Here is a 24,632-nt window from a genome sequence, read left to right on the forward strand (position 1 = left end):
CCCCATGCCACTGATCGATGTATCCATTGCCAAGGGCCGCAGTTCCCAGCAGCTGCGCGCCCTGATCGACGCCTTGCACCGGGCCGCCGAAGAAACCGTTGATGCGGCCCCCGAAAACATCACGGTCATCGTGCGCGAAGTCGATCATGAGCATTGGTCCCGGACCAATCAAACCATCGCCGAACGCAACAGCACCCAGGCAACTGCCTAAGGGCAGCAGAGCAACGAAAGAAGGACAGATATGCGCTTTTCACTGTTCATCCACATGGAACGCTATGACGACTCGATCAGCCACGCACAGCATTTCGAGAACCTCGTCGAACTGACTCAAATGGCCGAAGCCGGTGGCTTCTCCACAGTCTGGATCGGCGAACACCACTCGATGGAATACACCGTCTCCCCGAACCCGATCCCGCAGCTTGCTTACCTCGCGGCTCGGACCTCCACGATCCGGCTCGGAGCCGGCACCATCATCGCACCATTCTGGAACCCGATCCGAGCAGCCGGCGAACTCGCGCTGCTCGATGTCATCAGCAATGGCCGTGCCGAATTAGGCGTGGCACGCGGTGCCTACCAATTCGAATTCGATCGCATGACCGATGGCATGAAGGCCACCGACGGCGGTGCCTCCATGCAGGAGCTCATCCCCGCAGTCAAGAAGCTGTGGGAGGGAGATTACGCCCACGACGGTGAAGTCTGGCAGTTCCCGACGTCCACCTCGGTGCCCAAGCCAACACAAAAGCAGATCCCTGTCTGGGTTGCCGCCCGCAGCCCCGAGTCGCACGAGTATGCTGTGGCCAACGGGTGCCATGTCATGGTGACTCCGCTGATGAAGGGCGACGAAGAAGTCGAATCATTAGTCCAGAAGTACGAAGCCGCCATCGCTGCCCACCCGGAGGTGAAACAGCGCCCTGACATCATGGTGCTTCGCCACACTTATCTGCACTCCGCCAACGAGCCAGAGGCCTGGCGCCCTGCTGCCGAAGGCATCAACAAGTTCTACCGCACCTTCGATGCGGTCTTCGGCAACAAGGTGGAGCCGGTCAACGGATTCATCGATCCCAGCCCGGAGGAGAAGTTCTCTGAACGCGAGGAGTTCACGCCTGAGTCCCTGCACCGCACCGCAATGATCGGCACGCCGGACGTGGTTGTTGAGCGCCTGCGCCGCTACGAAGATCTGGGCGTCAGCGAATACAGCTTCTGGAGCGACAACGCCCTGAGCCACGAGGAAAAGAAACGCTCGCTGAAGTTGTTCATTGACGAAGTTGTGCCGAATTTCGTGAAGTAGGCTGCGAAGGACCAGCCCGAACCGAGGCCGCCGTGCATCCGATTTTTCGGTGCCGGCGGCCTTTGCCGTCAGGCTTCAGATTCCTGTTTGCGCGACGGAGCGATGATCGCGAACTCTGCGCCGGTGACGTCGCTGAGCACGGCCATGCGGCCAAAGTAGGAATCATGGGGCTCATGGATGATCGTGCCGCCGAGCTTCTCGGCGAGCGCCACGGTCTGTTCGGCATCCGCCACCGCGAAGTAGGCGCGCCAACCGGCCTTGGAATCCGGATAGCTGGAGATATCGAAGATTCCGGCCACCGCCTCGGAACCTTGGCCGTAGGTGTGGTAGCGGAATTCGTCCGTGTCCGAGACCGGGGACAGGCACCAGCCCAGTGCTACACGGTAGAAGCGGGCCACCGCCTCGAAGTGCCTGGTGTGCAGCTCGTTCCAGATGCGGGTGCCCGGTGCACGGCTGGCGGTTGTGTCTGCTGATTGGAATGCCTGGAAGAGTCCAACGCCGGTTCCCGCTGGGTCCCCGATGATGGCCATGGTTCCCTGGCCGGGAATGTCGATGGGCTTTAGGTAGACCTTGCCGCCGTGCATCTTGGTGGCATAGGCGGCGGCGTGCACATCGGTCACATTCAGGTAGGTGGTCCAGGCATCTTGCACCTCGGAATCCGGGTCATTGGCAATGAAGCCGGTGACCATTTCCCCGTTGAGGTAGACCTCGGCATATCCCTCGTCGCGGGTTTCCTCGTCATGGCGGACTTCCCAACCGAAAAGCTGCCCGTAGAACTGCGTGGAGCCCTCCATGTCGCTGGTGAGCAAATCGACCCAGCACGGCTCGGCTCGAGGATCCTTTGGTGCCGGCATCGCTTCCCCATTCCACAATTCATCCAGCTCGTTTGGGCTGAGTCTATGTCCTTTTTATCCAGATCAGCAACGGAAATTTTCCATCGGTCAGGATATTGCGAAACTCAATACCTCGCACTGAACCGCAGTTCCAATATGGTTTAATGTGACACGGCACACAATGCAGTGCTGGGCAACCCGAGGAGTTCACCATGAGCGTTTCCACATCCAATCTCACTGTTTCAGTGGCGGCCATCCTCGCAGAAGGGGCTGCCCGCTACGGCGAGCTGAACGCCATCACCGTCGATGGCCGCAGCACCACCTATGAGCAGCTGTGGGAGCAGGCCCGGCAATACGCCGGAGCTCTGCAAGCCCAAGGCATCGAGGCGGGCGACCGGGTGGCCTTGCTCATTCCCAACGTCACGGACTTCGCCCGCGCCTACTACGCGGTTCTGGCCCTGGGCGCCGTAGCGGTACCGGTCCACGCGCTGCTCAAGGCGCGCGAGATCTCCTACATCCTGGAGGATTCCGAAGCCAAGCTGATGATCTGCGCCGCACCCCTGCTCGCAGAAGGAGCAGCGGGGGCCGCCGCTTCCGGGGTGCCGGTGCTCAGCGTGCTGGCTCCGGAGGAATCGGGCGCCATCCGGTTGGAAGAGCTGGCCCGGCACGCCGCGCCGATTGGCACCTACCTGCCGCGCCGCCCCGAAGACCTGGCCACGATCCTGTACACCTCGGGCACCACCGGCAAGCCCAAGGGTGCGCTGGGCACGCATCTGGCGTTGATCGAGCAGACCCACACCACATTGCTGAACACCATGGAATTGCGCCGCGGCGACAAGCTCTTCGGCGGGTTGCCGCTGTTCCACACCTTCGGCCAGACCTGCGTGCTCAATACCGGGCTGCGGGTGGGGGCCGAGGTCATGCTGTTGCCCAAATTCACCGCCGAAGGGGCCCTGGAACTGTTGTTGGAGGCTGGCATCGACGTCTTCTTCGGGGTGCCCACGATGTATGTGGCTCTGCTCGAAGCGGGCAAGCAGCGCGAAGGGATGCCGGAAAAACTGCGCTACGCCATTTCCGGAGGAGCCTCGCTTCCGGTATCCATCCTCACCGCCTTCGAGCAGCGCTTCGGCGCGCGGATCCACGAGGGCTACGGGCTGACCGAGACCTCGCCGGTGGCTTGCTTCAACCATGTGGGCGTCGACCCGCGGCCCGGGACCGTGGGCACCCCGGTCTGGGGCGTGGATGTGGAAATCGCCGATCCTGCCTGCCCCGATGAAATCCGGCTGCTGCCGCGCGGGGAGCTGGGCGAGCTGGTAGTGCGCGGGCACAACTTGTTCTCCGGCTACCTGAACCGGCCTGAGGCCACGGCCGAAGCGGTGGTTGATGGCTGGTTCCGCACCGGGGATCTGGGGACCAAGGACGAGGATGGCTACCTGCGCATCCTGGACCGGACCAAGGACATGATCCTGCGCAACGGCTACAACGTGTACCCGCGCGAAATCGAAGAGGTACTGGTTTCCCATCCGGAGATTTCCAATGCCGCCGTGTACGGGGTGCCGCACGAAACCCACGGACAGGAGATTGCCGCATCGGTGACCTTGGAGGCCGGCTCCACGCTGGGCGCGCAGGAGCTGGTGGCGTGGGCCAGCAAGCAGATGGCCGCGTACAAGTATCCGCGGCTGATCGAGATCGTCCAGGAATTCCCGCTGGGTCCCAGCGGGAAGATCCTCAAGCGCGAACTGGTTGCGCAGTTCACTGCCCAGCAGGACTAGCGAACACTACTGGGGCAGTCCACCGTAATCCGGTGTGCGGCGTGAGTAGAACGCGGATCTGCCTTCGGCCAGGTCCGCGTTCGCCCCGTTCTCTTCCCACATCGCTTCCCACCAGCCCTCGGTGGCTTCTCCCTGGCGCACCAAGTTGATTGCCTCATTGGTGCGCGCAATGGAATACGGCGAGTTCGCCGCCAGCTTGCCCAGCAATGCGGCCAGCTCTTCGTCGAGCTGCCCCTGGGCAATCACCCGGGTGAACATGCCCCAGCGCTCCGCCTCGGCAATGGAAATCTCCGCGCCGGAAAACAGCAGGTACTTGGCCCGGTGCTCCCCCACGGTACGCACCAGCCGTTCGATGCCCGGGCGCGGGAAAACCAACCCGATTCTCGCTGGGGTGATCGCCAGGCGCACGTTATCCGAGGCCAACTGGATATCGCAGGCCGAGGCCAGCTGCCAGGCCCCGCCAAAGCAATTACCTTCCACCACCGCGATGGTGGTCTTCGGGCAGCCCACGATGATCTTGTCGAGCAGGTCGAAATGGTTGATCAGCTCGCCGTCCGCGTCCCGGTCGAAGAGCACCTGGTCCATCTCGTCGATGGCAATTCCAGCGCAGAAGTTCGCCGCAGCGCCGCGAACCACAATGGAACTGACCTCGTCGTTGGTCGAAAGGCCGGCAAAGGCGCCCACCAGCTGCAGGCACATGTCCTTGGTGAGCGCGTTGAGTTGGCCCGGGTTATCCAGCAGCACCACGGCAGTGGACCCGGCTATTTCTACGCTGACCCGTGCTTCATTGTCCTTGCCCATCAGGTTCCTCCCAGTCGCGTGCAAGCCGCAGAAGTTTTAGAGGCAATAGCAATGCCCCCACTTCGCAATCTATCGCGAAATGGGGGCAAGCTGTTGTCCAGGCTGGAAACTATTACTTCCCGGCCATCCTGAGGAAGGTTACCGAATAGGCCGGGACCTCATAGGTCAGGCCATGCTCGCCAGACTGCAGTTCAAAGTCCCTCGGTACTACATTTGCCGGGTCTTCTTTGGTGTTCTGCGCTTCCGGCTCAGCCACCAATTCGGTGCCTTCGACCTTCGAACCCACCTCAAGATCATCAACCTCGATCCGTGCCGCCGATGCGTGGCCGGTGGGATTGACCAGCTTGACGATCAGCTCGTTGCTCTCCGTATCGCGGGTGACCACCTGGTACAGGGCCTTGGCCGCCGGTTCGGTGTACTCGAATTGGAATTGCCCATCCAGGTACAGCTTGATGGTGTCCCCGTCGAGAACGATCTTGACTTGATAGTCTCTTCCGGTTTCGAGACTCACATTGGGACCGGCTGCGACTTCGCCTTGCCGAGCGCCATCAGCGCGTTCCAGGACCGAACGGGTATTGCCCCAGCCTCCAAGGTTCCACCAATAGAATTCATCAGCGGCTCCAGCGGCAAACCCGATCAGGAAGCCTTCCTGGCCAGCTTCCTTGCGCGCGGTCAGTTCAACTGTGTAGTTGTTCCAGTCTTTGCCGTAGGCCCCTTTAATAAGGCTCCTGCCATCCTCGGTGCTCTCGTCTGATTGCACGTATTTGCCGTCTTCAACTGCCCATGAGCCTCCTTGGGCTTCCCACGAAGACGCATCCGCGAAGTCATCGGAGAATAGGGTTTCGCCGGTGCCATTGGAAGTGACTCGAAGGTCGTCATAGGCCGTCTCGGTGAGCCAGCTGCTCAGGAACACCCCACCTGAAAGATCTGCCGAGGCAGCTCCCTGGCCGCTCAGGGTGGAAGGCACTACCTGCTGTCCGACGTTGTTCATCCATAGTTTCTGGTTGTAGTAGTTCACCGATCCCCAGGATTCGTCATTGTCGAACCACATCATGTCCGGCGCCCACTGGACATAGTCTTCATTGGCGAACATGGGAGCATAGGATGCCATTTTGACGACGTCGGCATTGCGTTCCAGACCGGTCATGTAGGCAGCTTCTGATAGCGCGTTGGCGAAGCTGTTGTCCCTCGATGCGTACTCGCCGAGAAACACTTCAGGACCCGTGCGATCGTAGGAATCGTAGCGTTCGTCGTTCCCCAGGAACCAGGACGGATCGTTATAGTAGTGCTCGTCGACCATGTCCACGTTTTGTTCCTTGTTGAATTTCCACAATTCCTCGAAGCGGGTTCCTGAGTCGTCGGGACCGCTATTGGAAATGATGGTGATCTCCGGATGCTGCTCTGCGAGCGCAACGCGGAACTTTGGGAAATTCGCTTCGAAAGTCTTGGTAACTTCCTCATTGCCCAGGCCAATGTACTTGATCCCGAACGGCTCTGGGTGGCCCAATTCAGCTCGTTTGGCGCCCCAGGTTGTCTCGGTGCTGCCATTGGCGAACTCGATCAGGTCCACGGTGTCCTGCACCCAACGCTGGATACGCTGCGCATCGGTCATCTCCGGGATCTTGGACCCGCAGCCATTGGCTCCGACCGAAACCACCGGCAGCGCGGTGGCGCCCAGATCTTCGGCCCATTTCAGGTACTCCAAATACCCGATTCCGTAGGACTGGTTGTAGCCCCAGAAGTTCCAGTTTGCCGGACGCGATTCAACGGGACCGATCGTTTCCTTCCACTGGAAAGTCCGCTGCCGGTCCTGCCCATCGGACTGTACGTAGGTGTCGAAGGTTCCAACATTGGTGACGCAGCCGCCAGGGAAACGCAGGAAGCTCGGGTTCAATTCAGCAACTTTTTCGGCCAGATCCTTGCGCAATACAGATTTGCCATTCACCGGTCCCACCCATGTGTCTTGGGGAAACAAGGAAACCATATCCAGCTTGATCGAGCCGGCCGCGGTGGCGGCCAGGGATAGCCGAGCCGCATCGGAAGTTGCATTGGCCTTGAGCGACGCTTCGTACTTCTTCCATTCGTTGCCGCCATCCACGTGCACGGTGGCGTTGCCGATGACCTTGGATCCGTCAGCGCTGGTGAGCTTCACTTCCAGATCCTGGCCCTTTTCTGCCCGGGCGAAGACGCTGAAGTCGTAGCTGCTCCCCCGCTTCACGGCGACTCCGTTGTTGTACGAGGCGTTTTCCACTCCATCGCCCTTGGCTGCAGCGTCCAGTTCCAGGTAGGAGCGGTTCGCCTCATTGAGCCACTGGCCACGCTCGGATTTCACGTTGAGGCTTGCTCCGCCTAATGCCTTCCAACCGGTTAGCGGGGTGAAGTCCTTATTGTCCGAATCATTGAATTCAAAAGAACGGTTCCGGATCAGCTCGGCATAGAGGCCTCCATCGGCTGCATAGTTAATGTCCTCGTAGAATGCCCCGTACATGGTTTCGCTAATCTCATGCAAGGTGCCGTCTCCATCGATGTTCAGGACCTGGTTTCCCAGTTCTCCCGAGCCCAGCTTGAAGTTCACCGCATCGGTTTTGCTGCCCAGCCGCAACGATCCATTCTTATGGCGCACGACCCATGCCGAATTCTCGTCAACGCTCTGCGCCAGTCGGATCTTCAGCTTGCCACCGCCGGCACCGACCATTCGCCAAGCCGTCTGCTCCCCTGGAATCAGCTGAAGCTTCTGGCCCTTGATGCCGAGGTTTCCGGCCTCCGATGACAGGATGAGCGAGTGCTGCCCAGCAGCATCACCGCCAGATGCAGCAGCGGCGGAGAATCGCAGCGCAGATGCCGGCCGGGTTTCCTCCAGGGATAGCCGCTGCTTTTTGTCAGCGACGAGATACCCATGGTCCCCCTGCCCGGTCAGCGTGAATTTCCCTTCAGGAACCAGATCTGTTGGCCCGGATTCGTTGAGCCAGAAACTATCGAACACCGCAGTATGGCTAGTGCCGTTCTGGGCCGCCAAGGCATAAAGACCGACCTGGGTCGCGTTCCACTGCACAGTGAAACTCGCAGCTTCTGCCCATTGCCCTTCCGAGTCCCCGTAATAAACAGTCAGCTCTTTGCCTTTGCGGTCCAATCGCAACCATTCGGTTTTCGATTCGGGGCGCGGTGTATAGCTCGCGCTATAGGTTCCCTCGGATTCCACTGCGCTTTCGATGACTACCGGCCCACCCGGTGCGCTCGATACGTGGGCAAGCCCTGCCCTCACATAATTATCGAAATCACTCCACGCTAGTAGTCCCGCTCCTTGGAAGTCTTGGGAAACCGGTGCAGTCAGGTGGGTAGCAACTGAGAAGTCTCCGGCGGGCACATCGACTAAGAACAAGTTCTTGGCATCATTGGAGTCTTGCCAGGTGTCGCCTCGCTGGGACTCCAGGCGCAGCGCGGAATCTTCCAATTTCCAAGCATCCGCTTGTTCGTTGAGTATCCTGAAACGGCCATCCAGCTCGGACCCTTCAAATCCCTCCTCGAAGGTCCCTTCGGGCAGCTGGGGATCGGGACCAGGAACAACCGGTTCAGGGACTTCGGACCCTTCGCTTGGAGGATACGCCGCGATGAGCGCTTGCTGCTCTTCAGCTGTAATCGGCAAAACTGTTCCGTGACGCGGACTGCTTGGCAGTTTGGCTTCGGGAACGCTGGTCCAGTCGCCGCCAGCAAGGTTCTCGCTCTCGAAGAGCATATAGCCTTGGCCACCGTGATAGGACGGCTGGTCGATCATCAGGTACCAATTATCGTCGGTGAGCGAGGGGAACATGGTTGGCCCTTCGCCAGAGTTGAAAGTTCCTCCCCATGGGTTGGGTTGTCCAATACCGATCTTCTCGGCAATCATGTCCCAGCCATCACCTTCAGTGACACCTTGGGTGCGCAGGAGCTCCGGCGAGGATTCCATGCGCACGCTCATATCGCCTTCATCTTTGGTCAGGCGATAGAAGGAGCCGTCAACTTCAGCGACCGTGGAGTCGATCATGCCCAGCCCAGGACCTTGCCGTTCATCAATCCATACTTCAGGCTCGGAAAAATCGGCAAAATTCGTCGTCGTCGAATACATCATCCGCTGATACGAGTCCTGGATGTTGCGTTCGGCTTCAGGCACATCCTCCGGATACAGCGCCGATGCCCAGTACACAACATACTGCCCGGTGGCTTCATCCCAGTGGGCTTCGGGTGCCCACAAGTTACCGGAGTTCTCCGGTGCCAATTCGACCTCGCGCTGCTCAGACCAGTTGACCAAGTCCGCCGATTCCCAAATCATCAGCGAGTGGCTGCCCGTTTCTTGGGCGTCGCCGAAGCTTCCGCCCCCGTGCATCTTCAGATCGGTAGCCAGGAGATAGTACTTGGAGCCGTCATGGGACCGGATGAGGAAGGGATCCCGAAGCCCCTTGGTACCAAGCTCGGACTCCAGGACCGGTTCGCCGCCATTGAGCGTATACCAGCTGCCGGGATCAGATTCCCGGGAGACGGCGAGATGGATTTTCTCTCCGTCATCGGTGCTCTCGCCGGTGAAATAGGGGAAAACATAGGCCGCATAGTCTTCGCTGGCGGCCTCGCCAAATTCTGTGGTGGCCGCTGGTTGCTGCCAGCTCATTGCGGGCCCGGCAGCCAATGCCGAGCTTGGTATGGACATGGAAACGAGCAGCGCCAAAGGCACGGCCCATCGTTTTTGGGCATGCATCACTTGCTTGAACCTCCGTGAGGTAAGTCGACGTGCTACCGTCGTGATGACGTAGACAGGATCCTGCAAAAGACAATGTCTGCGTTGAACAAAAACCACCTTTGGGTGGCTGGATACGGCCCAGGGCCCGGTACGCTAATACCGGGACCTGGGCCCTTCCCTTCCGGGCTTAATTTCGCCGCAAGGTAAGAATTCGTTGCAAGACCACGAAGATCAGCAGCAAACCGCCGATCACGATCTTGGTCCACCAGGAACTCAAGGTTCCCTCGAAGGTGATGATGGTTTGGATCAGTCCGAGCACCATCACGCCAACCACCGAGCCGAGAATGAAGCCCATGCCGCCGACAAGCAGGGTTCCACCGATAACCACTGCGGCGATCGCGTCGAGCTCCATGCCCACACCGGTCAGCGCATAGCCCGAGCGCGAGAACATGGCGAAGAGGATTCCGCCCAGCGCCGCACAGGTGCCGGAGATGACGTAGACAACCACCTTGGTGCGTGCCACACGCAATCCCATCAGGGTGGCTGATTGCTCGCCGCCGCCCACCGCGTAAACGGTGCGGCCGAAACGGGTGCGGTGCAGCACCCACCAGGACCCGGCAATCACCAGCACGGCGATGACCACGGCGGCGGTCAACCGCCAGCGGCCCGCAGAAACGCCCCAGCTCGACAGAGCCACAAAACCCTCATCGCGGATCGGCACGGATTCCGGGGCGAAGATGAAGCACAGGCCGCGGGCCAAGAACATGCCGGCCAAGGTAGCCACGAAGGGCTGCACCTCGAAGTACTGGATCATCACTCCCATGCCCAGGCCGATGATCGACCCGCTGAGAATCGCGATAGGCAGCACCAGGGACAACGGGATCCCGGCATTGAGCATGGTTGCGGTGATGACCGAGGACAGGGCCAGCACCGCACCGACGGACAGGTCGATGCCGCCGGTGAGAATCACGAACGTCATCCCTGCTGCCAGCACGATCAGGTGGGCATTGTTGATGAACAGGTTGGACAGTACAGCGGGCGAAAGGAAATTCTCGTAGCGCACTCCGCCGATGACTAGCATCAGCCCGAAGACGACCACAGTGCCCAGAACCGGCAGATAGCGCCGGTCCACATTCAATTTGGATACGGACTTGCGCGGAACACTGAGGATGCTCATGCTCCCACCTCCTGGTAGCGGCGGCGTTCGCGCAAGGAACCGAGCATGGCGCGCAGCCGGGTTGACATCATCAAGGTCACGGCAATGACCACGATGGCTTTGAATAGCGAAGTGACCAGCGGTGAAACGCCCAGAACGGTCACAGCCAGGCTCAGGGTGGTAATGATCAGCACGCCAATCATGGTGCCCGCGAGGTTGAACTTGCCGCCGGCCAGGGACGTGCCGCCGATAACCACGGCGAGAATGGCATCCAGCTCTATGAACAGCCCCGCATTGTTGGCATCAGCGGCCATGGTGTTGCCGGCGAAGATCAGTCCAGCCAGGCCCGATAGCAGGCCGCACAACACATAGACGGTGAATACCAGAGTTCTTGATTTCACCCCTGAAAGCCGGCTGGCTTCCGGGTTGATGCCTACCGCTTCGAGCAGCATGCCCAGCGCAGTACGCCGTACCACGAGGGCCACCACCGCAAACACGCCGTAAGCGATGATCGCGGCCACCGGCAGGCCCAGCACATAGCCCGAGGCCAGTTTGCTGAAAGGTGCGCTATTGACCGTGGTGATCTGGCCGTTGGTGATCAGCATGGCCACACCGCGGCCGGCAGTCATCAGGATCAGCGTGGCGACGATCGGCTGGATGCCGAAGTTCGCCACCAGCACGCCGTTGAATGCGCCGAGGATCAGGCACAGCCCCAAGGCCACGATGACGGCGCCGACGGCTGTACCTGCGGATCCCGGATTGGCCGAGCTGGCGATGAACGTCAGCGCCACGGCTCCGGAGATCGCGACGGTGGCACCCACCGACAGGTCGATGCCGCGGGTGGCGATCACCAGAGTCATGCCCAGGGCAACCAGCAACAGCGGCGAGCTATTGCGCAGGATGTCTATGGGGGCACCGAACAGGTGCCCGTCCAGCACGCTGATGCCCAGGATGTCCGGGCGCTTGATGGTGCAGGCTAGCAGCAGCGCGAGCAGCGCAATCGCTGGCCAAAACAGGCGATGCTTGTAAATACGGGTCATTTGTTTTCTTCCCCGGTGGCGATGATTTCGATCAGGCGTGGCACATCCACATCTGGAGTGCTTGGAATTTCGGCAACCTTGGCGTGATCGCGCATCACAACGATGCGATCCGAGAGGCGCAGGACTTCTTCTAGCTCAGCGGAGATGAAGACCACCGACATGCCCTGTTCAGCTAGTTCGGAGACCAGGTTCATGATTTCGGTCTTCGCGCCGATGTCGATTCCGCGGGTGGGCTCATCGAGGAGCAACAGCTTCGGAGCGGTGGCGAGCCAGCGGGCCAGCAGAACTTTCTGCTGATTCCCGCCCGAGAGGTTCTTGAGCAGGGCGTTCGGATTGGCCGGACGGACGCCCAGTGCCTTGATATAGGCGTCCACGATTTGGGTGGCTTTGGTCTTGGGCAGCGGGCGGATCCATCCGCGCGCTGCCTGCAGGCCGAGGATGATGTTCTCGGCCACGGTCAGCTCGCCCACAACCCCTTCGCCCTTGCGGTCTTCGGATGTGTAGGCGATTTTGCGGCCCAGGGCCTGCCGGGGAGTTCGCAGCTTCACCGGTTTCCCGCCCAGCTTGATCACCCCGTCATCTGCCTTGTCCGCTCCGTAAAGCAGGCGCGCGAGTTCGGTACGGCCTGAGCCCAGCAGGCCGGCCAAGCCGATGACTTCCCCGGGATAGAGGTCCAGATCGAAAGGCTGCACCGCTCCCTTGCGCCCGAGTCCCACTGCCTGCAGCAACGGTTCGGCGTCGGCCGCGCGTTCGGTTGCGGCGGTGCGTTCGTTGGCGCCGCCCACTTGGGCATCGGAGGTGCCAGCGATCATCAGCGAGACCAGTTCACGTTGCGGCAGCTGGTCCTTCTCTCGTTCTTCCACCAATTGCCCGTTGCGCAGCACGGTAATGCGGTCGGCAATGGCGTAGATCTGGTCCAGGAAGTGCGACACGAAGAGGATCGCCACACCATCATCACGCAGCTTCCGCATGACCTCGAAGAGCTGGGCCACCTCGTCGGTATCCAGGCTCGAGGTCGGTTCATCAAGAATCAGCACCTTGGCGTCGACCACCATGGCGCGGCTGATGGCCACCAGCTGCTGGACGGCCAATGAATGGGACCCCAGCGAGCTGGCCGGGTCTATCTTCAGCCCCATCCGCTCCAGATAGGTTTGGGCCTGGCGCCGCATGGTTCGCCAGTCAAGACCACCGAAACGGCGAGGCTCGCTGCCGAGCATGATGTTTTCGGCCACGGTGAGATTGGTGCAAAGATTCACCTCTTGGTACACCGTGGAGATGCCGCGTTCGCGGGCATCGGCGGGGCCGGTGAAGCGGGTGTCGTTGCCGTTGACCGTGATGGTTCCGGAAGCAATCGGATTCACGCCAGTCAGGGCCTTGATCAGGGTAGACTTTCCAGCGCCGTTCTCCCCCATCAGGGCGTGGACTTCACCGGGAAAAAGCCGGAAGCCAACGTTGTCCAATGCTTTGACCCCGGGGAACTCCACGGAAATTCCAGCCATTTGAACGATGGGCTTCGTTGTAGGGGAATGCTGCACGGTGATTTCCTCAGTCCGTGACATGGGTGTTGAATCAATCATTAACTTGCCTCTGCGAGTTGCTTGTCCTGCCACCTGGTGGTGAACCGGCGGGCCAGCTTGTGGCCCGCCGGTTCGTGCTCTTGCCTGCGTTTCTAGTAGGTGCGATCGGCCAGGACCTCGGCCGCTTCATCCTGGGTGAAGGCGGCGTCTTCAACGACGATGCGCTTCTCCACAGATTCGCCGGCTACAACCTTCTTGGCGATTTCTGCCAAATCCTCGCCCAGCAGCGGGTTGCATTCGACGATGTAGTTGATCTTGCCGTCAACCAATGCCTGCATGCCGTCCTTGACCGCGTCAATGGTGACAATCTTGATGTCCTCGCCTGGCTTCTTGCCTGCTGCCTCGATGGCTTCAATGGCGCCCAAGCCCATGTCATCGTTATGGGCGAAGACCAGATCGATATCGTCATGGGAGTTCAGGAAACCTTCCATGACCTGCTTGCCGCCTGCGCGGGTGAAGTCACCGGTCTGCGAGTCGATAATCTCGATGTCCGTTCCCTCAATGGCCTTTCCGAAGCCTTCCTTGCGGTCGATGGCCGGTGCCGAGCCGGTAGTTCCCTGCAGTTCGACAACCTTCAGGTCCTTGTCCAGATTCTCTACAACCCAGTCCCCGGCCCGCTGTCCTTCTTCAATGAAGTCGGAGCCGATGAACGAGGCAAAGAGCGTGTCATCGGTGGTGTCAACGGCGCGGTCCGTGAGGATCACCGGGATGTTGGCGCTCTTGGCTTCTTGCAGCACAGCATCCCAGCCCGTTTCTACCACTGGGGAAAACGCCAGGACGTCAACGCCCTGCGCGATGTACGAGCGCAGAGCCTGGATCTGGTTCTCCTGCTTCTGCTGGGCATCAGAGAAGCTGAGCTTGAAGCCGTTTTCTTCGGTCAGGGTGTCTTGGATGTCCTTGGTATTCGCCGCGCGCCACCCGGACTCGGCGCCAACCTGCGAGAAACCGATGGTAATGGTCTCAGAACCGGAACCTCCGCCTTCGCTGCCACTGGAATCCGAGCCGGCGCATGCGCTCATGGCTGCCATAGCTGCGATGCTGAGCGTGGCCAAGCCAGTGCGCAAAAAGGTCTGTCGTTTCATCGTGAGTTCCTCCTCGTAGGTCCCCGCCGGAAAATGGTGGAGTGAATGGTCTCCGGCACCAGAACAATGTGTCGATGGTCACAATGTTAGCGCTAACAATTTAGGGTGTGAAGAGCCTTCCGGCTTTTGATTTCTTTTTCCATTGCCAACGGGCGACGGTTTTCAATCTAAATCGATATCCGACTAGGCAAAAAGGAATCAATGAGAGAAGGGGAATTATCCGTAATTAATCAATTATTTGTTCGTCAGCTCGGCAATTCGGAACAAATACCCCTGAATTCTCGTCCTGCTTGGCAGTTCGCCTCATGTAAGGATGCAGTGTGCGAAACTGGGCATGTGGATGCACAAATTATTTACACGATCATCGCCGGGCTGCTGCTAGTCGTATCGGCATTAGGCACCATCTTCCCGGTGCTGCCCGGCTCGTTGCTGACGATCGGCACGCTCTTGGGCTGGGGCTGGCTGCTGGGTTCCGGCGCTTCCTGGTGGGCGGCCGGCCTGGGCATGGCGATCGCCCTGCTGGGCTGGTCCGCCTCTGCGATCCTGACCGGCAAGAAACTCAAGGAACATCAAATCCCCAAGGGTTCCATTCTCTTTGCGGTCGTGGGTGCCATCGCCGGTGCTTTCCTCATTCCCGTGATCGGCATGTTCGTCGGTTTCGCAGTGGGCCTATTCGCCGGTGAAAGCGTGCGCCGGCGCGAAGTCTCCGGCGCACTCGGCTCCTCCTGGGCTGCGTTGAAGGCCATGGGCCTGGGCATCGTCGTGGAATTCGGCTGCGTGCTGCTGGCCTCCTCCATTTGGGTCATCGGCCTGATTACCCACTTCGTAACGCGCTAGATCCAGCCCATCTCGCGGGCGTAGCGCGCGGCCTCGATGCGATTGGCAGTGCTGGTTTTGCCGATCGCATTGGACAGGTGGTTGCGCACAGTTCCCACCGACAGGTGCACCGCCGAGGCAATCTGCGATACCGGCGAGCCGGAGGCGGCCAGTGAAAGGATCTCGCGCTCACGCCCGGTTAGCGGGTTGCTGCGGCTCTCCACGCTAAGCATGGCACGCTGCGGATCCACTACCTTGTCCCCGCAATAGACCCTGCGGATGGCGGCAATCAGCTCGGCCGGCGGAGAATCCTTGACCAGGAAGCCGTGCGCTCCGGCTTCGAAGGCCTGGCGGAAATATCCGGGACGGTCAAAGGTGGTCAGGATCAGCACCTTCACCCCGGCGTGGCTGGCCTTGAGTTCTGCTGCGGTGCGCAGCCCGTCGTGCCGCGGCATCTGCACATCCAGCAACGCGATGTCGGCGGGGTGCGCATCCAGTGCGGCGGCGACCTCGTCACCGTCGGCGCATTGCGCAACGACGTGGATGTCTTCTTCGAGGTTCAGCAAGGCTGCCAGCGCGCCCCGGACCAGGTGCTGGTCATCGGCGATGAGAATCCGGATCACGCTGCACTCCCCTCTGCCTCGAAGGCCACTTGCACGCTGGTTCCGCCCAGCCGCGATGCCCCTACTGTACAACTGGCACCGAATTGCTTGGCGCGTTCCTGCATTCCCCGGATGCCGTGGCCTGGCGTGCTGGCTTGCAGGCCATCCCCGTCGTCATCGACGCTGACTTTTCCGGGTTCCAGATGCAGCACGATGGTGCTGGCGTGCGCGTGGCGCAGCACATTGGTGACCGCTTCGCGCAGGATCCATGCCACATGCGAACGCAGCTGCATCGGGACTTGCTCGGCGGTTCCTGCCACGGTGAACTCGAGGTTGTTGTCGTCGCACGCCTGCTGCAGCTCGGCCAGTTCCCCGGCCAGGTCCTGGCGGCTGAGCCCCTGCACCGTCGTGCGCACGGAGTCCAGCGCGTCCACGGCCAGGGCGCTGAGTTGTTCCAGTTCCCCGCGGGCCTGGGCGTACTGTTCCTGGTCCATCAGGCGCAGGGCCAGCTGCGCCTTCAAATTCAATGCGGTCAGCGAATGCCCGATGCCGTCATGCACGTCCCTGGCCACGCGTTCCTGCTCGGCGACCAGCAGGTAGTCGCTGCGGATCTTTTCTGCTGCGGCCGAGCGCCGAATGGCGGCCACGGTAATCGCGTACACCACCATCAGCACGAGGTTCAGGCCGATCAGGAAGATCGCGTCCATGAACTGCCCGTAGACGATCGGCAGCGCGAAACTGAGCACCAGCACCGCGGCGTAGGCCGCGATGGCCCACTTCCTGCTGAGCAAGAAGATCGCGAAGGAGGTGATGAAGGGGAAGAGCCCCATGGTGGTCAGCCCGATGACCGGGATGCCCAGGGCGATAATCGCGCAGAGGACCAGGAAGTTCGCATGCGCCCTGCGAGCGCTGGTTCCGCCTTGCCCGATGTTCTGGGAGAATTTGGCGTACGACTGCAGGTAGACGGCGGCGAAGAGGGCGATCAGCGCCAGGCCGATGATCCGGGTGGGCAGCGTGTAGTCTTCCACGAGAAGGTCCAGCACCGGGAAGACCAGGAAGATCACCCAGACGCCGGCGATCAGCCAGCCTCGGCGATCCCAGAATTTCTGGTCCTCGTCGATCTCGCAGAGCGGATCGTCCGCTGGCGCGGCGCCGGGCAGGTTGCGGCTCACTGGCGTGCCTTGGCCTTCCTGGTGGCGAGTACCGCGAAGAGAACGAAGATGAGTGCCCATGCCACTAGGTTAGCGGTTGGGATCCACAATGCGTCCGGGGCCATTTCGACTCCGGCGGGCATGTCCTTGAGCAATGGGTAGCGGGCCAGTGCTACGTAGCCGTACATCGGGGTGAAGCGGGCCGCGTCGAGCATGCCTCCTTCCAGGGGCATGAAGACATTGCCGAAGAAGGCGAAGAACACCATCAAGCCTGAGGCCAGGCCCAGGGCCGATTCGGATTTGAACACCATGCCCACCCCGATGCCGTAGCAGGCGAAGACCATGGCGCCGAGCAGGATGATCAGGTAGCTCGCTCCCCAGATCCACCCTTCTTGCACTTCGGCTCCAGTCGCGGCGCCCAGGGCGAAGACTACTGCTGCCGAGGCACCGGCTACCGTGGCCGCGACGATCATCTTGCTGCTGACGAACATGGCCGGCGGCATTTTGGTCAAGGCAATTTGCCTGCCCCATCCCTGCATGGTTTCGGTGGCCACGGTCCCGGCGATTGCCACAGTGCTGACCGCCGCCCCGTAGGCTGCCATGGAAATCATCAGATAGAACTTCACGTTGCCTGCGCCCAGCTCGAACTCGGTGTAACTGGGGATGTTGCCGAACAGGATGTACATGGCTGCGGGCAGCAGCAGGGCGAAGATCAGGTTGTACCCATCGCGGAAGTGCCGTGCGAATTCCACGCGGATGTAGGTGCTCATCATGATGCGTCCTTGGTCAGCTGGATGAAGGCCTCTTCCAGGCTCGGCGAGGAAATTTCCAGGTCGTAGCCCTGGTAGTCGGCGAGCAGGGCGGCCGCGAAGCGATCCGAATCGGCGCTGTGGAAAGCGAAGCGCAATCCGTTGCGTTCGGCTACCTGCACCGAATTATCAAAAGCTCCGGCTCGTTCGGCATGCTCCGCCGAGGGGAAGGAAGCGCTGACGGTGCGTCCGGAGATGAGCTTGCGCAGCTCTTCGGTGGCTCCATCGGCGACAATGCGGCCTTGGCTCATCAGCACAGTGCGTTCTGCGAAGTTCTGGGCTTCTTCCAGATAGTGCGTGGCGAAAATGACGGTGCGCCCTTCGGTGGCTTCTTCTCGCATCGTGGCCCAGAAATCCCGGCGGGCCATCACGTCCATTCCGGCAGTTGGCTCATCGAGGATCAGTACATCCGGGTCGGGCAGCAGAGCCAGAGCGAACTTGATGCGCTGCTGCTCGCCGCCAGAGCATTTGCCCACGCGCCGCTTGGCGATCTTATCCAGCCCCGTGCGTTCCATGACCGGCCCAACGCGATCTGCTTGCTCATGCATGTGGGCGATGACTGACACTGTCTCCTTGACGGTCATATCGCGCAGCAACCCGCCGGTTTGCAAGACGGCAGAGACCCGCCCAGCGGAGATGGCTTGGCGCGGATCCAAGCCGAGGATCTCCACCGACCCTCCGGTGGGTTGGGTCAGGCCCAGGATCATGTCCACGGTTGTCGTCTTGCCAGCTCCATTGGGACCCAGGAAGGCCACGATCTGTCCGGTCTGGATCTGCAGGTCAATGCCCTTGACTGCTTCAACTTTGCTGCGCGGCGTTGAGAAGGTCTTCTTCAAGCCGCTGAGCGAAACTGCATTCGTTCTAATCAGCGTTTCCATGCTTCATAGTCTTCACCCTTTGCCGGGTGTGCAGAAGAGCAGAAAGTCATGCGTTGCCCATGACCGTTGTCATGGACCGATTCCAAGTGGCTCGATGCAACCTCGCCGACTTTTACGTCGAATCCCGCTGTGAGCTTGGCAACTTGCCGCTTCCCATTGTTCCCCCGGCTCTCGTTGCTGGCCCCGTGAAAAGCCATGATCACTACGGGTCAACGAACAACTTGGAGATTTTCGCCCTTGTGGCCGGGTTGTCCCCCATCAGAGATTACGGATGGCACTCTGGGAAACTCACAGCGTACTCACGTAGGATTTTTGCTGTGCTAGATCATTCTTCGTTTCTTTCCCTTGTGACCGATTATGCGGCTCCAACCATGGGCGCGGCTTTCCTGCCCGACTGGTTGAACCCAGTCGTCTTCCTGAACAACCCCGCGCTTGGCCCATGGGTCTTGCTGCTGGTTTGCGCCATTGTCTTCGCCGAGACCGGCTTGCTGGTGGGCTTCTTCCTGCCAGGCGACTCGATGCTCTTCACCGTTGGCATGCTCATTGCCACCGGCACCATCCAGATTCCGTTGTGGCTCTTCGCCGCCGCGATCTTTGTCTGCGCCTTCGCAGGTGACCAGACCGGCTACATCATTGGCAAGAAATCCGGACCTGCCATCTTCAAGAAACCGGATTCCCGCTTCTTCTCGCAGAAGAACGTTGAGCGGGCCCACGAGTTCTTCGAGAAGTTCGGCGGCCGCGCGGTGATCCTGGCACGCTTCGTTCCAGTGGTCCGCACCTTCGTCCCGGTAATCGCTGGCGTAGCGAAGATGAACCACAAGACCTTCATCCTCTACAACCTGATCGGTGCCGCCCTGTGGGGAATCGGCGTCACATTGCTGGGTTATTGGCTGGGCCAATTCACCTGGATCGAAGAGAACATCGACCTGATCTTCATCCTGATCGTCCTCATCTCGGTGATCCCTATTGGTGTTGAACTGCTCAAGGCCCGCAAGCCGAAGAGCAAGACCCCCGAAAACTGATCTTCAAGCACTTCGGCGGCGGAACTGACCGCCGCCCCACTGTACGCCGCGGCGCATCAACCAATGTTCACATGGTTGGATTGTGCCGCGGCGTACTCCTTTGCAGACAAGATTTTCGTCATTGTCCACGGCTTGAATCGCTTCACGCGTGATCGGGCGGATGGCATTGGCCAGCACTTCGCAGTCGCAGAATCCGCCCAGCAGCTGCATTTTCCGGTCAATCGCGGTAGCTCGCGGAGCGCTCGCATCGCGATAAGACAGGAGGGAGAGATGGGTCCCGTCGCATCCTTGCGCGCAGACCGCACGATACAAATAGCACGCAAGGCATTCATGATCGACAGGTTCGAGTACTGCAGGCATTGGTGGCTCCTTGAAACAGTGGATGGCAGTAACGAAGCGTTACTGCCATCCACTGTCCATTTTGAAGCGCCACGCGCAGCGCATTGCTCACCTAATGTGGAAAACTAGCTTCATGCCAAGCTCTGCCGGAGGAAAGCCGCAACGCGTTCCAGGGCTTCTGCCACACGCTCATATCCGGCTGCGAAGGACAAGCGGATATACAGGTGGCCTTCGAACGGATCAAAGTCGCCTCCAGGGGTTAGTGCCACATGCGCATGCTCCAAAACCGCTTGGCAGTATTTGCCCGCAGAACCGAAATGCTCCAAGACTTCGGGGGCCAACCGGCCGTAGAGGTAGAAAGCCCCATCGGCGGGAGCTGCCTCGCTGATGCCCAGGCTGCTGAAGTGCTCCAACACGTGGGCTCGGGTGCGGGCGAACTCGGCCACGCGCTCATTGGCTTCATCGAGGCTCTGCTGTTCAAAGGCAGCTACCACCGCGCGCTGTGCTGGCGCTGGAGCGCATAAGGCGAGGTTCGAAGCCAGTGCGTCCACCGTTGGCACTAGCTCATCGGGCACGATCATCCAGCCCAGGCGCCAGCCGGTCATCCCCCAGTATTTGGAGAAGGATGAGACAACGATGGACGAGCGGGAGAACTCCCACGAGGTGTGTCCCTTGCGGTCTGGGACGAATTCAATGCCGTGATAGATTTCATCGCTAATCAGCCGAACATCATTGGCTTCGCACCAGATGGCCAAGTCCGAGAGCTCGCCGGCGCTGAACATGGTTCCGGTGGGATTATTCGGCGACGCAACAACCAGCCCATCGAGGCGTCCATGCTCCTTCTTGGCCGCCTCAAGCAGCTGCACGGTGGGCTGGTAACGCTGCGCTGCACCGGTGGGCAAGTCAATAACTTCCAACCCCAGGGCACCCAGAATATTGGCGTAGGCCGGGTAGCCGGGACGGGCCAGCGCCACCACGTCTCCGGCATCGAAGGCTGCCAAGAACGAAAGCTGGAATGCACCGGAGGAACCGGTGGTCATCACGAAGTTCTTTGCGGGGATCTGCACCCCGTAGGTGTCTTGGTAGTGCTTCGATAAGGCCTGTCGGGTTTCGAGCAGGCCCGCGGTTGAGGTGTACCCGAAGTCGGCATGCTCGGCATGCAGCTTCGCGGCCAGGTCATTCACGGCAGCCGGTGCTCCTCCACCGGGCTCCCCCACGCACAGTGAGATGACGTCGTCTCCGGCAGCGCGCATGGTGGCTACCTGATCAACAATCTGCATCACTTCAAATGGGGCTACCTGGGAACGTTTCGAGGCTTGCACTGTCGTCCTTCTTTTCACTGGTGCGCTGAAGCTATCTTTTTCAAGGCTATCGGCTCAGCTCCCGAAGGCCACATCATCGGCCGTTCGTGACCGGTTCTGGTGGTGGCCAGTGCTCAAGAGCATTGCTGGTGACTTGTCGTGTTCAGGTAGCTAGTGGATCATGGAAGCAGACGGCAAGCCGCCAGTTATCACGGCGTAGAAAGATAGGGCATCAGATGAGCGAACAGCGCGTTTTCAAGGCAGTAGTGGGCAAGGAAGCTGGCTGGTGGAACGTTTGGGTTCCTGAGTTGGATCGCGTCACTTCTACTCGCAAGTCCCGCAAGATCGCGCCTTACACCCGGACCCTGATCGCTGCAGTGCTCGGCGTGGATGAGACCTCATTCCGGGTTGAGCGCGAACTGGTTTCCGCACCTGAATTTGAACGCCGCTACACCGAAGCTGTACGCCAGGCTAACGCCTAAGAAATCAATCGGCCTCCGTTTCCTTCTAGGAAGCGGAGGCCGATTGTTAATTGTTCTTCTTTTCGAAGGTGCGTGCTACTTATGCGCCGGAGACAGGCTTCTGTACTGAAGCACTATGCGCGATACTGTCTATTCAGCGGTCGAGGCCCCTGAGAGTAATTCCAAACTCAGTCTGCTGAATAAGTTCAATAAACAGTTTTCTACGTCCCGATGACCAGTCCATGCAGTTGTCGCTTGAACAGGGCATACCGTGTTTTACTCCAGTGAAATAATCTCTGAGCATGCATTCGCCACCGTACTTGAATGGGTAGCAATCAGCACCGAAGCTCCTTCAGAAGCGATACGTTCCAACTCGTTGAGCACCATCTGCTCATTTTCTGAGTCAAGGGCGCCTGTTGGTTCATCAGCGATAACAACGGAGGGAGCCTTAAGGATCAAACGAGCCAATGCAACTCGTTGTTGTTCTCCTCCTGATAACTGATAAACCGGTTCACGCTGACGCCGAGGTAACCCAACTCGCTCCAACGCACCATCGAAATCAGCGGATCTAACCATCGAACGACCTTTTGCCACGAGGGCAATCTCAAGGTTTTCTTGGACAGTCGCATTTTCCACTAATGCATAGTCTTGAAACATGTATCCAACAATGTCGCGTCGGAACTTGCGTTGACGCTCTGCGGACAATCTTGAGATATCCCTGCCTCCGACAAGAATCTGGCCACGGTCCAACTTATCCAGCAGACCGATGCAATTTAGCAGGGTCGATTTCCCACTTCCCGATGGACCGGTGATTGCAGTCAGCTGTCCCGCAGATACATTTATGTCTAGATCACTAAAAAGCCAACGATTTCCGAATAATTTGCTTGCCTTTGAAACTACTACGCCGGTCACGCAGTCTCCTCCGATCGGTTACGGATCAATATGTTCGTTCTACTGCGCAAGGAGATTACTAGAACCACAATATTTATCAGACATACCAGCAACACTGCCCATGGTTGCCAAATATCAATTGCAGTAGCTTGTCCATGAACTCGACCGCTCTGATCCGCTGGGGCCAATCCTATGTAGTGGATCGTCTCATTTAAAATAATTCCGAATACAACTAGTCCAGCAAGTACCACCTCGAACGAGAAAAGTTTCTTGTGAGTATTGAAGAAATCCCACCCATGAAGGTACTTCACAAGAATGAGACGCGCGTTTCCTCGAACATGAATTTGAGCCATTCCGACTGCTGTCGCCAAAAGCACGACCAAAGAGAGCAACGCTGTGACAGAGCGAATCCGCAGCTCCATGACTCTGGTTGAATATTCATCTGCAGCTTTTTGTGCAATGGGAATGTATGCGGCAATCCATGACCTTAAATACTGCGAGGGAGTCACAGCAACTGCCGTTTGGAAGTCCTTGAACAGAACTCGCCCTTGGCTTGCAAAAGCCATGAAGTCATCATCTCTAACAAGATCAGACTGAGCTCCGTACAAGATCAGCGGAACATCAGACAATGACTGCGGCCTACTTTCACCGTCAGGTTCTGGTTCATACAGGGAAAAATCCTGCTCGTCCGGAATCGTTTCGACTATTAGATTATCCGCATAATCAGGGTCAAATGACCCTCCGATTTCAAGAAGGTCAGCAATCTCCTGCTGTGACAGCTGAAGACCATCTGGGAGTAAAACTTTTACGCTTTCAGGTGGCACGTAGGAGATCTGCTTGCCATCGCTCGAAACAAGTCCGCTCTCTTTTATGTATGAATTATTGACCAGTAACGCCGTGGACAATTGACCTGTAGCACCTTCAACTTCTAGAGGAACTGCTACCAGAAGATTCCCTAAGGAGTCTTGTTCCTTGAGCCATTTTCCGGACGAATATGCGAGTTCATCTTCTTCTTCCAAAGCAGCGCTACCTCCGAACAAAATGGTTGCCGCATTTCCTGCCTTCGAAAGTTGCTGCCTCGCCTCATGGGATTCCAAGGCAACTTGCGCCGAGGCAAACGACGAAGTCACTAATGAAATTGCCACGATTAGGCCAGGAATACGGATCAGGTATGCAAGTGCGGATGCGGCCGAGAATCCCAATTTGCCCTTGATACCAGCAAGTACGTCGACTGACCAAACAACGTGCACAGCTAGCATATGAACGATGATTGCAAGAAGTACCCCAATCAGCTCTATGCAGAACCAGACTTTAAGTACGGAGCTAAATTGATTCAAGCCATTATATAGAAATAGGCCAAGTGTTCCAGAAACGATGCTCGCAACCATTACCCAAACGGCAAACGGAATCAATCTACGCAGATCATCCATAATGGCTTGGTTCTTAGACATGCCATTAAGCTGCCTAATGGAATACATCTTAATATTATTAATCGTCGTAACGGTCACCAAAAGGATCACGAGAAGAATTACCACGTAGGAAGCTGAACCGATCATTCCTGTTAGGAACCACGTGAACGCCTCCCCAAGGTGAAAACCGATCTCGCTGACTTTGACATCAAGCCCGATTCTTTCGAATTGAGCGATTAGCTCCCCGGGGGCCCCATCGTCACCAAATACGAAATACCTTCCGCGTGGATCAACCCCCGTAAGTTCTGAAGCCGAATGAACAATGGTCGAAACCGAATTACTAAAGGTTGGATACCCCTCGTTCAACCACGATTGCTCAGGACGTGACGAACCAGCCTCACTGAGATAGGCATGACGAACCTTTGGATCATGAAGATCTCTAACTTCTCTTAGGATTACGGCGTCGGCCTCCTGCGCTGCACCATTGAGCAATTCCGAAAGAGAATCACTGCCAACAGAGGCTTTTTCGCCAGAAACCTGCACGGCAACAGAACCTGGGTATGCCGATTCGTCAGCAAGAATGCTAAACATAAAACTTGCGAATGCTGCATAAAGGGAAATTACAACTACAGCAAAGCGGAAACCAGAATGCTTCATATTGGTATCACGTTGAAATCGGGAAGAGCAAGAATACCC

At 58.8% G+C, this 24,632-nt stretch carries 21 protein-coding genes; 6 read left to right on the forward strand and 15 right to left on the reverse strand.

Annotated features, from left to right (window positions below; translation table 11 throughout):
* Positions 1–4: 4 nt before the first annotated feature.
* Positions 5–211 (forward strand): tautomerase family protein, encoded by a 207-nt coding sequence (locus EDF61_RS11030; protein ID WP_286172207.1) that lies wholly within the window; start codon positions 5–7, stop codon positions 209–211.
* A 30-nt stretch (positions 212–241) separates the two neighbouring features.
* Entirely contained in the window at positions 242–1,288 is a 1,047-nt protein-coding gene (locus EDF61_RS11035) for an LLM class flavin-dependent oxidoreductase (protein WP_133834120.1), read from the forward strand.
* A 68-nt stretch (positions 1,289–1,356) separates the two neighbouring features.
* Here the strand turns inward: EDF61_RS11035 and EDF61_RS11040 are convergent, their stop codons facing one another.
* The gene (locus EDF61_RS11040) at positions 1,357–2,142 is read right to left on the reverse strand and encodes a VOC family protein (protein ID WP_133834121.1); all 786 of its coding nucleotides are present in this window, start codon (positions 2,140–2,142) and stop codon (positions 1,357–1,359) included.
* Between the two features lie 191 nt (positions 2,143–2,333).
* On the opposite strand from EDF61_RS11040, the gene EDF61_RS11045 reads away from it, so the two are divergent.
* Positions 2,334–3,893: a long-chain-fatty-acid--CoA ligase gene (locus EDF61_RS11045; protein ID WP_133834122.1), complete on the forward strand. Its 1,560-nt coding sequence runs from the start codon at positions 2,334–2,336 to the stop codon at positions 3,891–3,893.
* Between the two features lie 6 nt (positions 3,894–3,899).
* Here EDF61_RS11045 and EDF61_RS11050 read toward each other — a convergent pair whose 3' ends face one another.
* The 6 genes from EDF61_RS11050 to EDF61_RS11075 all read right to left on the reverse strand — a co-directional run bounded on the left by EDF61_RS11050 (position 3,900) and on the right by EDF61_RS11075 (position 14,257).
* Positions 3,900–4,694 (reverse strand): enoyl-CoA hydratase/isomerase family protein, encoded by a 795-nt coding sequence (locus tag EDF61_RS11050; protein WP_133834123.1) that lies wholly within the window; start codon positions 4,692–4,694, stop codon positions 3,900–3,902.
* A gap of 112 nt (positions 4,695–4,806) precedes the next feature.
* Positions 4,807–9,372, reverse strand: a complete 4,566-nt coding sequence (locus EDF61_RS11055) for an alpha-L-arabinofuranosidase family protein (RefSeq protein WP_166650783.1) — start codon at positions 9,370–9,372, stop codon at positions 4,807–4,809.
* Positions 9,373–9,589: 217 nt separating this feature from the next.
* Positions 9,590–10,579 carry a galactofuranose ABC transporter, permease protein YjfF gene (gene yjfF, locus EDF61_RS11060; protein ID WP_105656174.1) on the reverse strand — a complete coding sequence of 330 codons (990 nt, stop codon included), beginning with the start codon at positions 10,577–10,579 and terminating at the stop codon, positions 9,590–9,592.
* On the reverse strand, positions 10,576–11,598 hold the full coding sequence (locus EDF61_RS11065; protein WP_133834125.1) for an ABC transporter permease: 1,023 nt from the start codon (positions 11,596–11,598) through the stop codon (positions 10,576–10,578). Before EDF61_RS11065 ends, yjfF begins: the two co-directional genes overlap by 4 nt.
* Positions 11,595–13,157, reverse strand: coding sequence for a sugar ABC transporter ATP-binding protein (locus EDF61_RS11070; RefSeq protein WP_133834126.1), 1,563 nt, complete (start codon positions 13,155–13,157; stop codon positions 11,595–11,597). The genes EDF61_RS11065 and EDF61_RS11070 overlap by 4 nt, the downstream gene beginning before the upstream one ends.
* 110 nt (positions 13,158–13,267) lie before the next feature.
* On the reverse strand, positions 13,268–14,257 hold the full coding sequence (locus EDF61_RS11075) for an ABC transporter substrate-binding protein (protein ID WP_105656171.1): 990 nt from the start codon (positions 14,255–14,257) through the stop codon (positions 13,268–13,270).
* 336 nt (positions 14,258–14,593) lie between these two features.
* On the opposite strand from EDF61_RS11075, the gene EDF61_RS11080 reads away from it, so the two are divergent.
* Entirely contained in the window at positions 14,594–15,094 is a 501-nt protein-coding gene (locus tag EDF61_RS11080) for a DUF456 domain-containing protein (protein WP_208294262.1), read from the forward strand.
* On the opposite strand, the gene EDF61_RS11085 is transcribed toward EDF61_RS11080, so the two are convergent.
* Genes EDF61_RS11085 through EDF61_RS11100 form a run of 4 tightly spaced genes read right to left on the reverse strand, consistent with a single transcriptional unit; the run spans position 15,091 to position 18,513 of the window.
* Positions 15,091–15,696 carry a response regulator transcription factor gene (locus tag EDF61_RS11085; protein WP_133834127.1) on the reverse strand — a complete coding sequence of 202 codons (606 nt, stop codon included), beginning with the start codon at positions 15,694–15,696 and terminating at the stop codon, positions 15,091–15,093. The two genes, EDF61_RS11080 and EDF61_RS11085, sit on opposite strands and share 4 nt — an antisense overlap.
* Positions 15,693–16,907, reverse strand: a complete 1,215-nt coding sequence (locus EDF61_RS11090; protein WP_105656168.1) for a sensor histidine kinase — start codon at positions 16,905–16,907, stop codon at positions 15,693–15,695. Before EDF61_RS11090 ends, EDF61_RS11085 begins: the two co-directional genes overlap by 4 nt.
* On the reverse strand, positions 16,844–17,599 hold the full coding sequence (locus EDF61_RS11095) for an ABC transporter permease (RefSeq protein WP_105656167.1): 756 nt from the start codon (positions 17,597–17,599) through the stop codon (positions 16,844–16,846). The genes EDF61_RS11090 and EDF61_RS11095 overlap by 64 nt, the downstream gene beginning before the upstream one ends.
* Entirely contained in the window at positions 17,596–18,513 is a 918-nt protein-coding gene (locus EDF61_RS11100) for an ABC transporter ATP-binding protein (protein ID WP_133834128.1), read from the reverse strand. The genes EDF61_RS11095 and EDF61_RS11100 overlap by 4 nt, the downstream gene beginning before the upstream one ends.
* Positions 18,514–18,860: 347 nt before the next feature.
* Here EDF61_RS11100 and EDF61_RS11105 point away from each other — a divergent pair, with 347 nt between their 5' ends.
* Positions 18,861–19,535: a DedA family protein gene (locus tag EDF61_RS11105; protein ID WP_365942750.1), complete on the forward strand. Its 675-nt coding sequence runs from the start codon at positions 18,861–18,863 to the stop codon at positions 19,533–19,535.
* A gap of 3 nt (positions 19,536–19,538) precedes the next feature.
* On the opposite strand, the gene EDF61_RS11110 is transcribed toward EDF61_RS11105, so the two are convergent.
* Positions 19,539–19,895, reverse strand: coding sequence for a DUF2695 domain-containing protein (locus EDF61_RS11110; RefSeq protein ID WP_133834129.1), 357 nt, complete (start codon positions 19,893–19,895; stop codon positions 19,539–19,541).
* A 110-nt stretch (positions 19,896–20,005) separates the two neighbouring features.
* Entirely contained in the window at positions 20,006–21,196 is a 1,191-nt protein-coding gene (locus EDF61_RS11115; protein WP_133834130.1) for a pyridoxal phosphate-dependent aminotransferase, read from the reverse strand.
* Between the two features lie 215 nt (positions 21,197–21,411).
* Between EDF61_RS11115 and EDF61_RS11120 the strand changes: the two genes are divergently transcribed.
* Complete coding sequence (locus EDF61_RS11120) at positions 21,412–21,657, forward strand: hypothetical protein (RefSeq protein WP_133834131.1); 246 nt, start codon at positions 21,412–21,414, stop codon at positions 21,655–21,657.
* A gap of 255 nt (positions 21,658–21,912) precedes the next feature.
* On the opposite strand, the gene EDF61_RS11125 is transcribed toward EDF61_RS11120, so the two are convergent.
* Positions 21,913–22,548: an ATP-binding cassette domain-containing protein gene (locus EDF61_RS11125; RefSeq protein ID WP_133834132.1), complete on the reverse strand. Its 636-nt coding sequence runs from the start codon at positions 22,546–22,548 to the stop codon at positions 21,913–21,915.
* Complete coding sequence (locus tag EDF61_RS11130) at positions 22,545–24,593, reverse strand: bacteriocin-associated integral membrane family protein (protein ID WP_133834133.1); 2,049 nt, start codon at positions 24,591–24,593, stop codon at positions 22,545–22,547. Before EDF61_RS11130 ends, EDF61_RS11125 begins: the two co-directional genes overlap by 4 nt.
* Positions 24,594–24,632: the final 39 nt, after the last annotated feature.

The organism is Arthrobacter sp. JUb115 (assembly GCF_004365035.1).
GTDB lineage: Bacteria > Actinomycetota > Actinomycetes > Actinomycetales > Micrococcaceae > Glutamicibacter.

Coding starts and splice junctions, on each gene's coding strand:
- EDF61_RS11030 (WP_286172207.1), top strand. CDS start 5: ATGCCACTGATCGATGTATCCATTGCCAAGGGCCGCAGTTCCCAGCAG.
- EDF61_RS11035 (WP_133834120.1), top strand. CDS start 242: ATGCGCTTTTCACTGTTCATCCACATGGAACGCTATGACGACTCGATC.
- EDF61_RS11040 (WP_133834121.1), bottom strand. CDS start 2,142: ATGCCGGCACCAAAGGATCCTCGAGCCGAGCCGTGCTGGGTCGATTTG.
- EDF61_RS11045 (WP_133834122.1), top strand. CDS start 2,334: ATGAGCGTTTCCACATCCAATCTCACTGTTTCAGTGGCGGCCATCCTC.
- EDF61_RS11050 (WP_133834123.1), bottom strand. CDS start 4,694: ATGGGCAAGGACAATGAAGCACGGGTCAGCGTAGAAATAGCCGGGTCC.
- EDF61_RS11055 (WP_166650783.1), bottom strand. CDS start 9,372: ATGTCCATACCAAGCTCGGCATTGGCTGCCGGGCCCGCAATGAGCTGG.
- yjfF (WP_105656174.1), bottom strand. CDS start 10,579: ATGAGCATCCTCAGTGTTCCGCGCAAGTCCGTATCCAAATTGAATGTG.
- EDF61_RS11065 (WP_133834125.1), bottom strand. CDS start 11,598: ATGACCCGTATTTACAAGCATCGCCTGTTTTGGCCAGCGATTGCGCTG.
- EDF61_RS11070 (WP_133834126.1), bottom strand. CDS start 13,157: ATGTCACGGACTGAGGAAATCACCGTGCAGCATTCCCCTACAACGAAG.
- EDF61_RS11075 (WP_105656171.1), bottom strand. CDS start 14,257: ATGAAACGACAGACCTTTTTGCGCACTGGCTTGGCCACGCTCAGCATC.
- EDF61_RS11090 (WP_105656168.1), bottom strand. CDS start 16,907: ATGGGCACTCATCTTCGTTCTCTTCGCGGTACTCGCCACCAGGAAGGC.
- EDF61_RS11095 (WP_105656167.1), bottom strand. CDS start 17,599: ATGATGAGCACCTACATCCGCGTGGAATTCGCACGGCACTTCCGCGAT.
- EDF61_RS11100 (WP_133834128.1), bottom strand. CDS start 18,513: ATGGAAACGCTGATTAGAACGAATGCAGTTTCGCTCAGCGGCTTGAAG.
- EDF61_RS11110 (WP_133834129.1), bottom strand. CDS start 19,895: ATGCCTGCAGTACTCGAACCTGTCGATCATGAATGCCTTGCGTGCTAT.
- EDF61_RS11120 (WP_133834131.1), top strand. CDS start 21,412: ATGAGCGAACAGCGCGTTTTCAAGGCAGTAGTGGGCAAGGAAGCTGGC.
- EDF61_RS11130 (WP_133834133.1), bottom strand. CDS start 24,593: ATGAAGCATTCTGGTTTCCGCTTTGCTGTAGTTGTAATTTCCCTTTAT.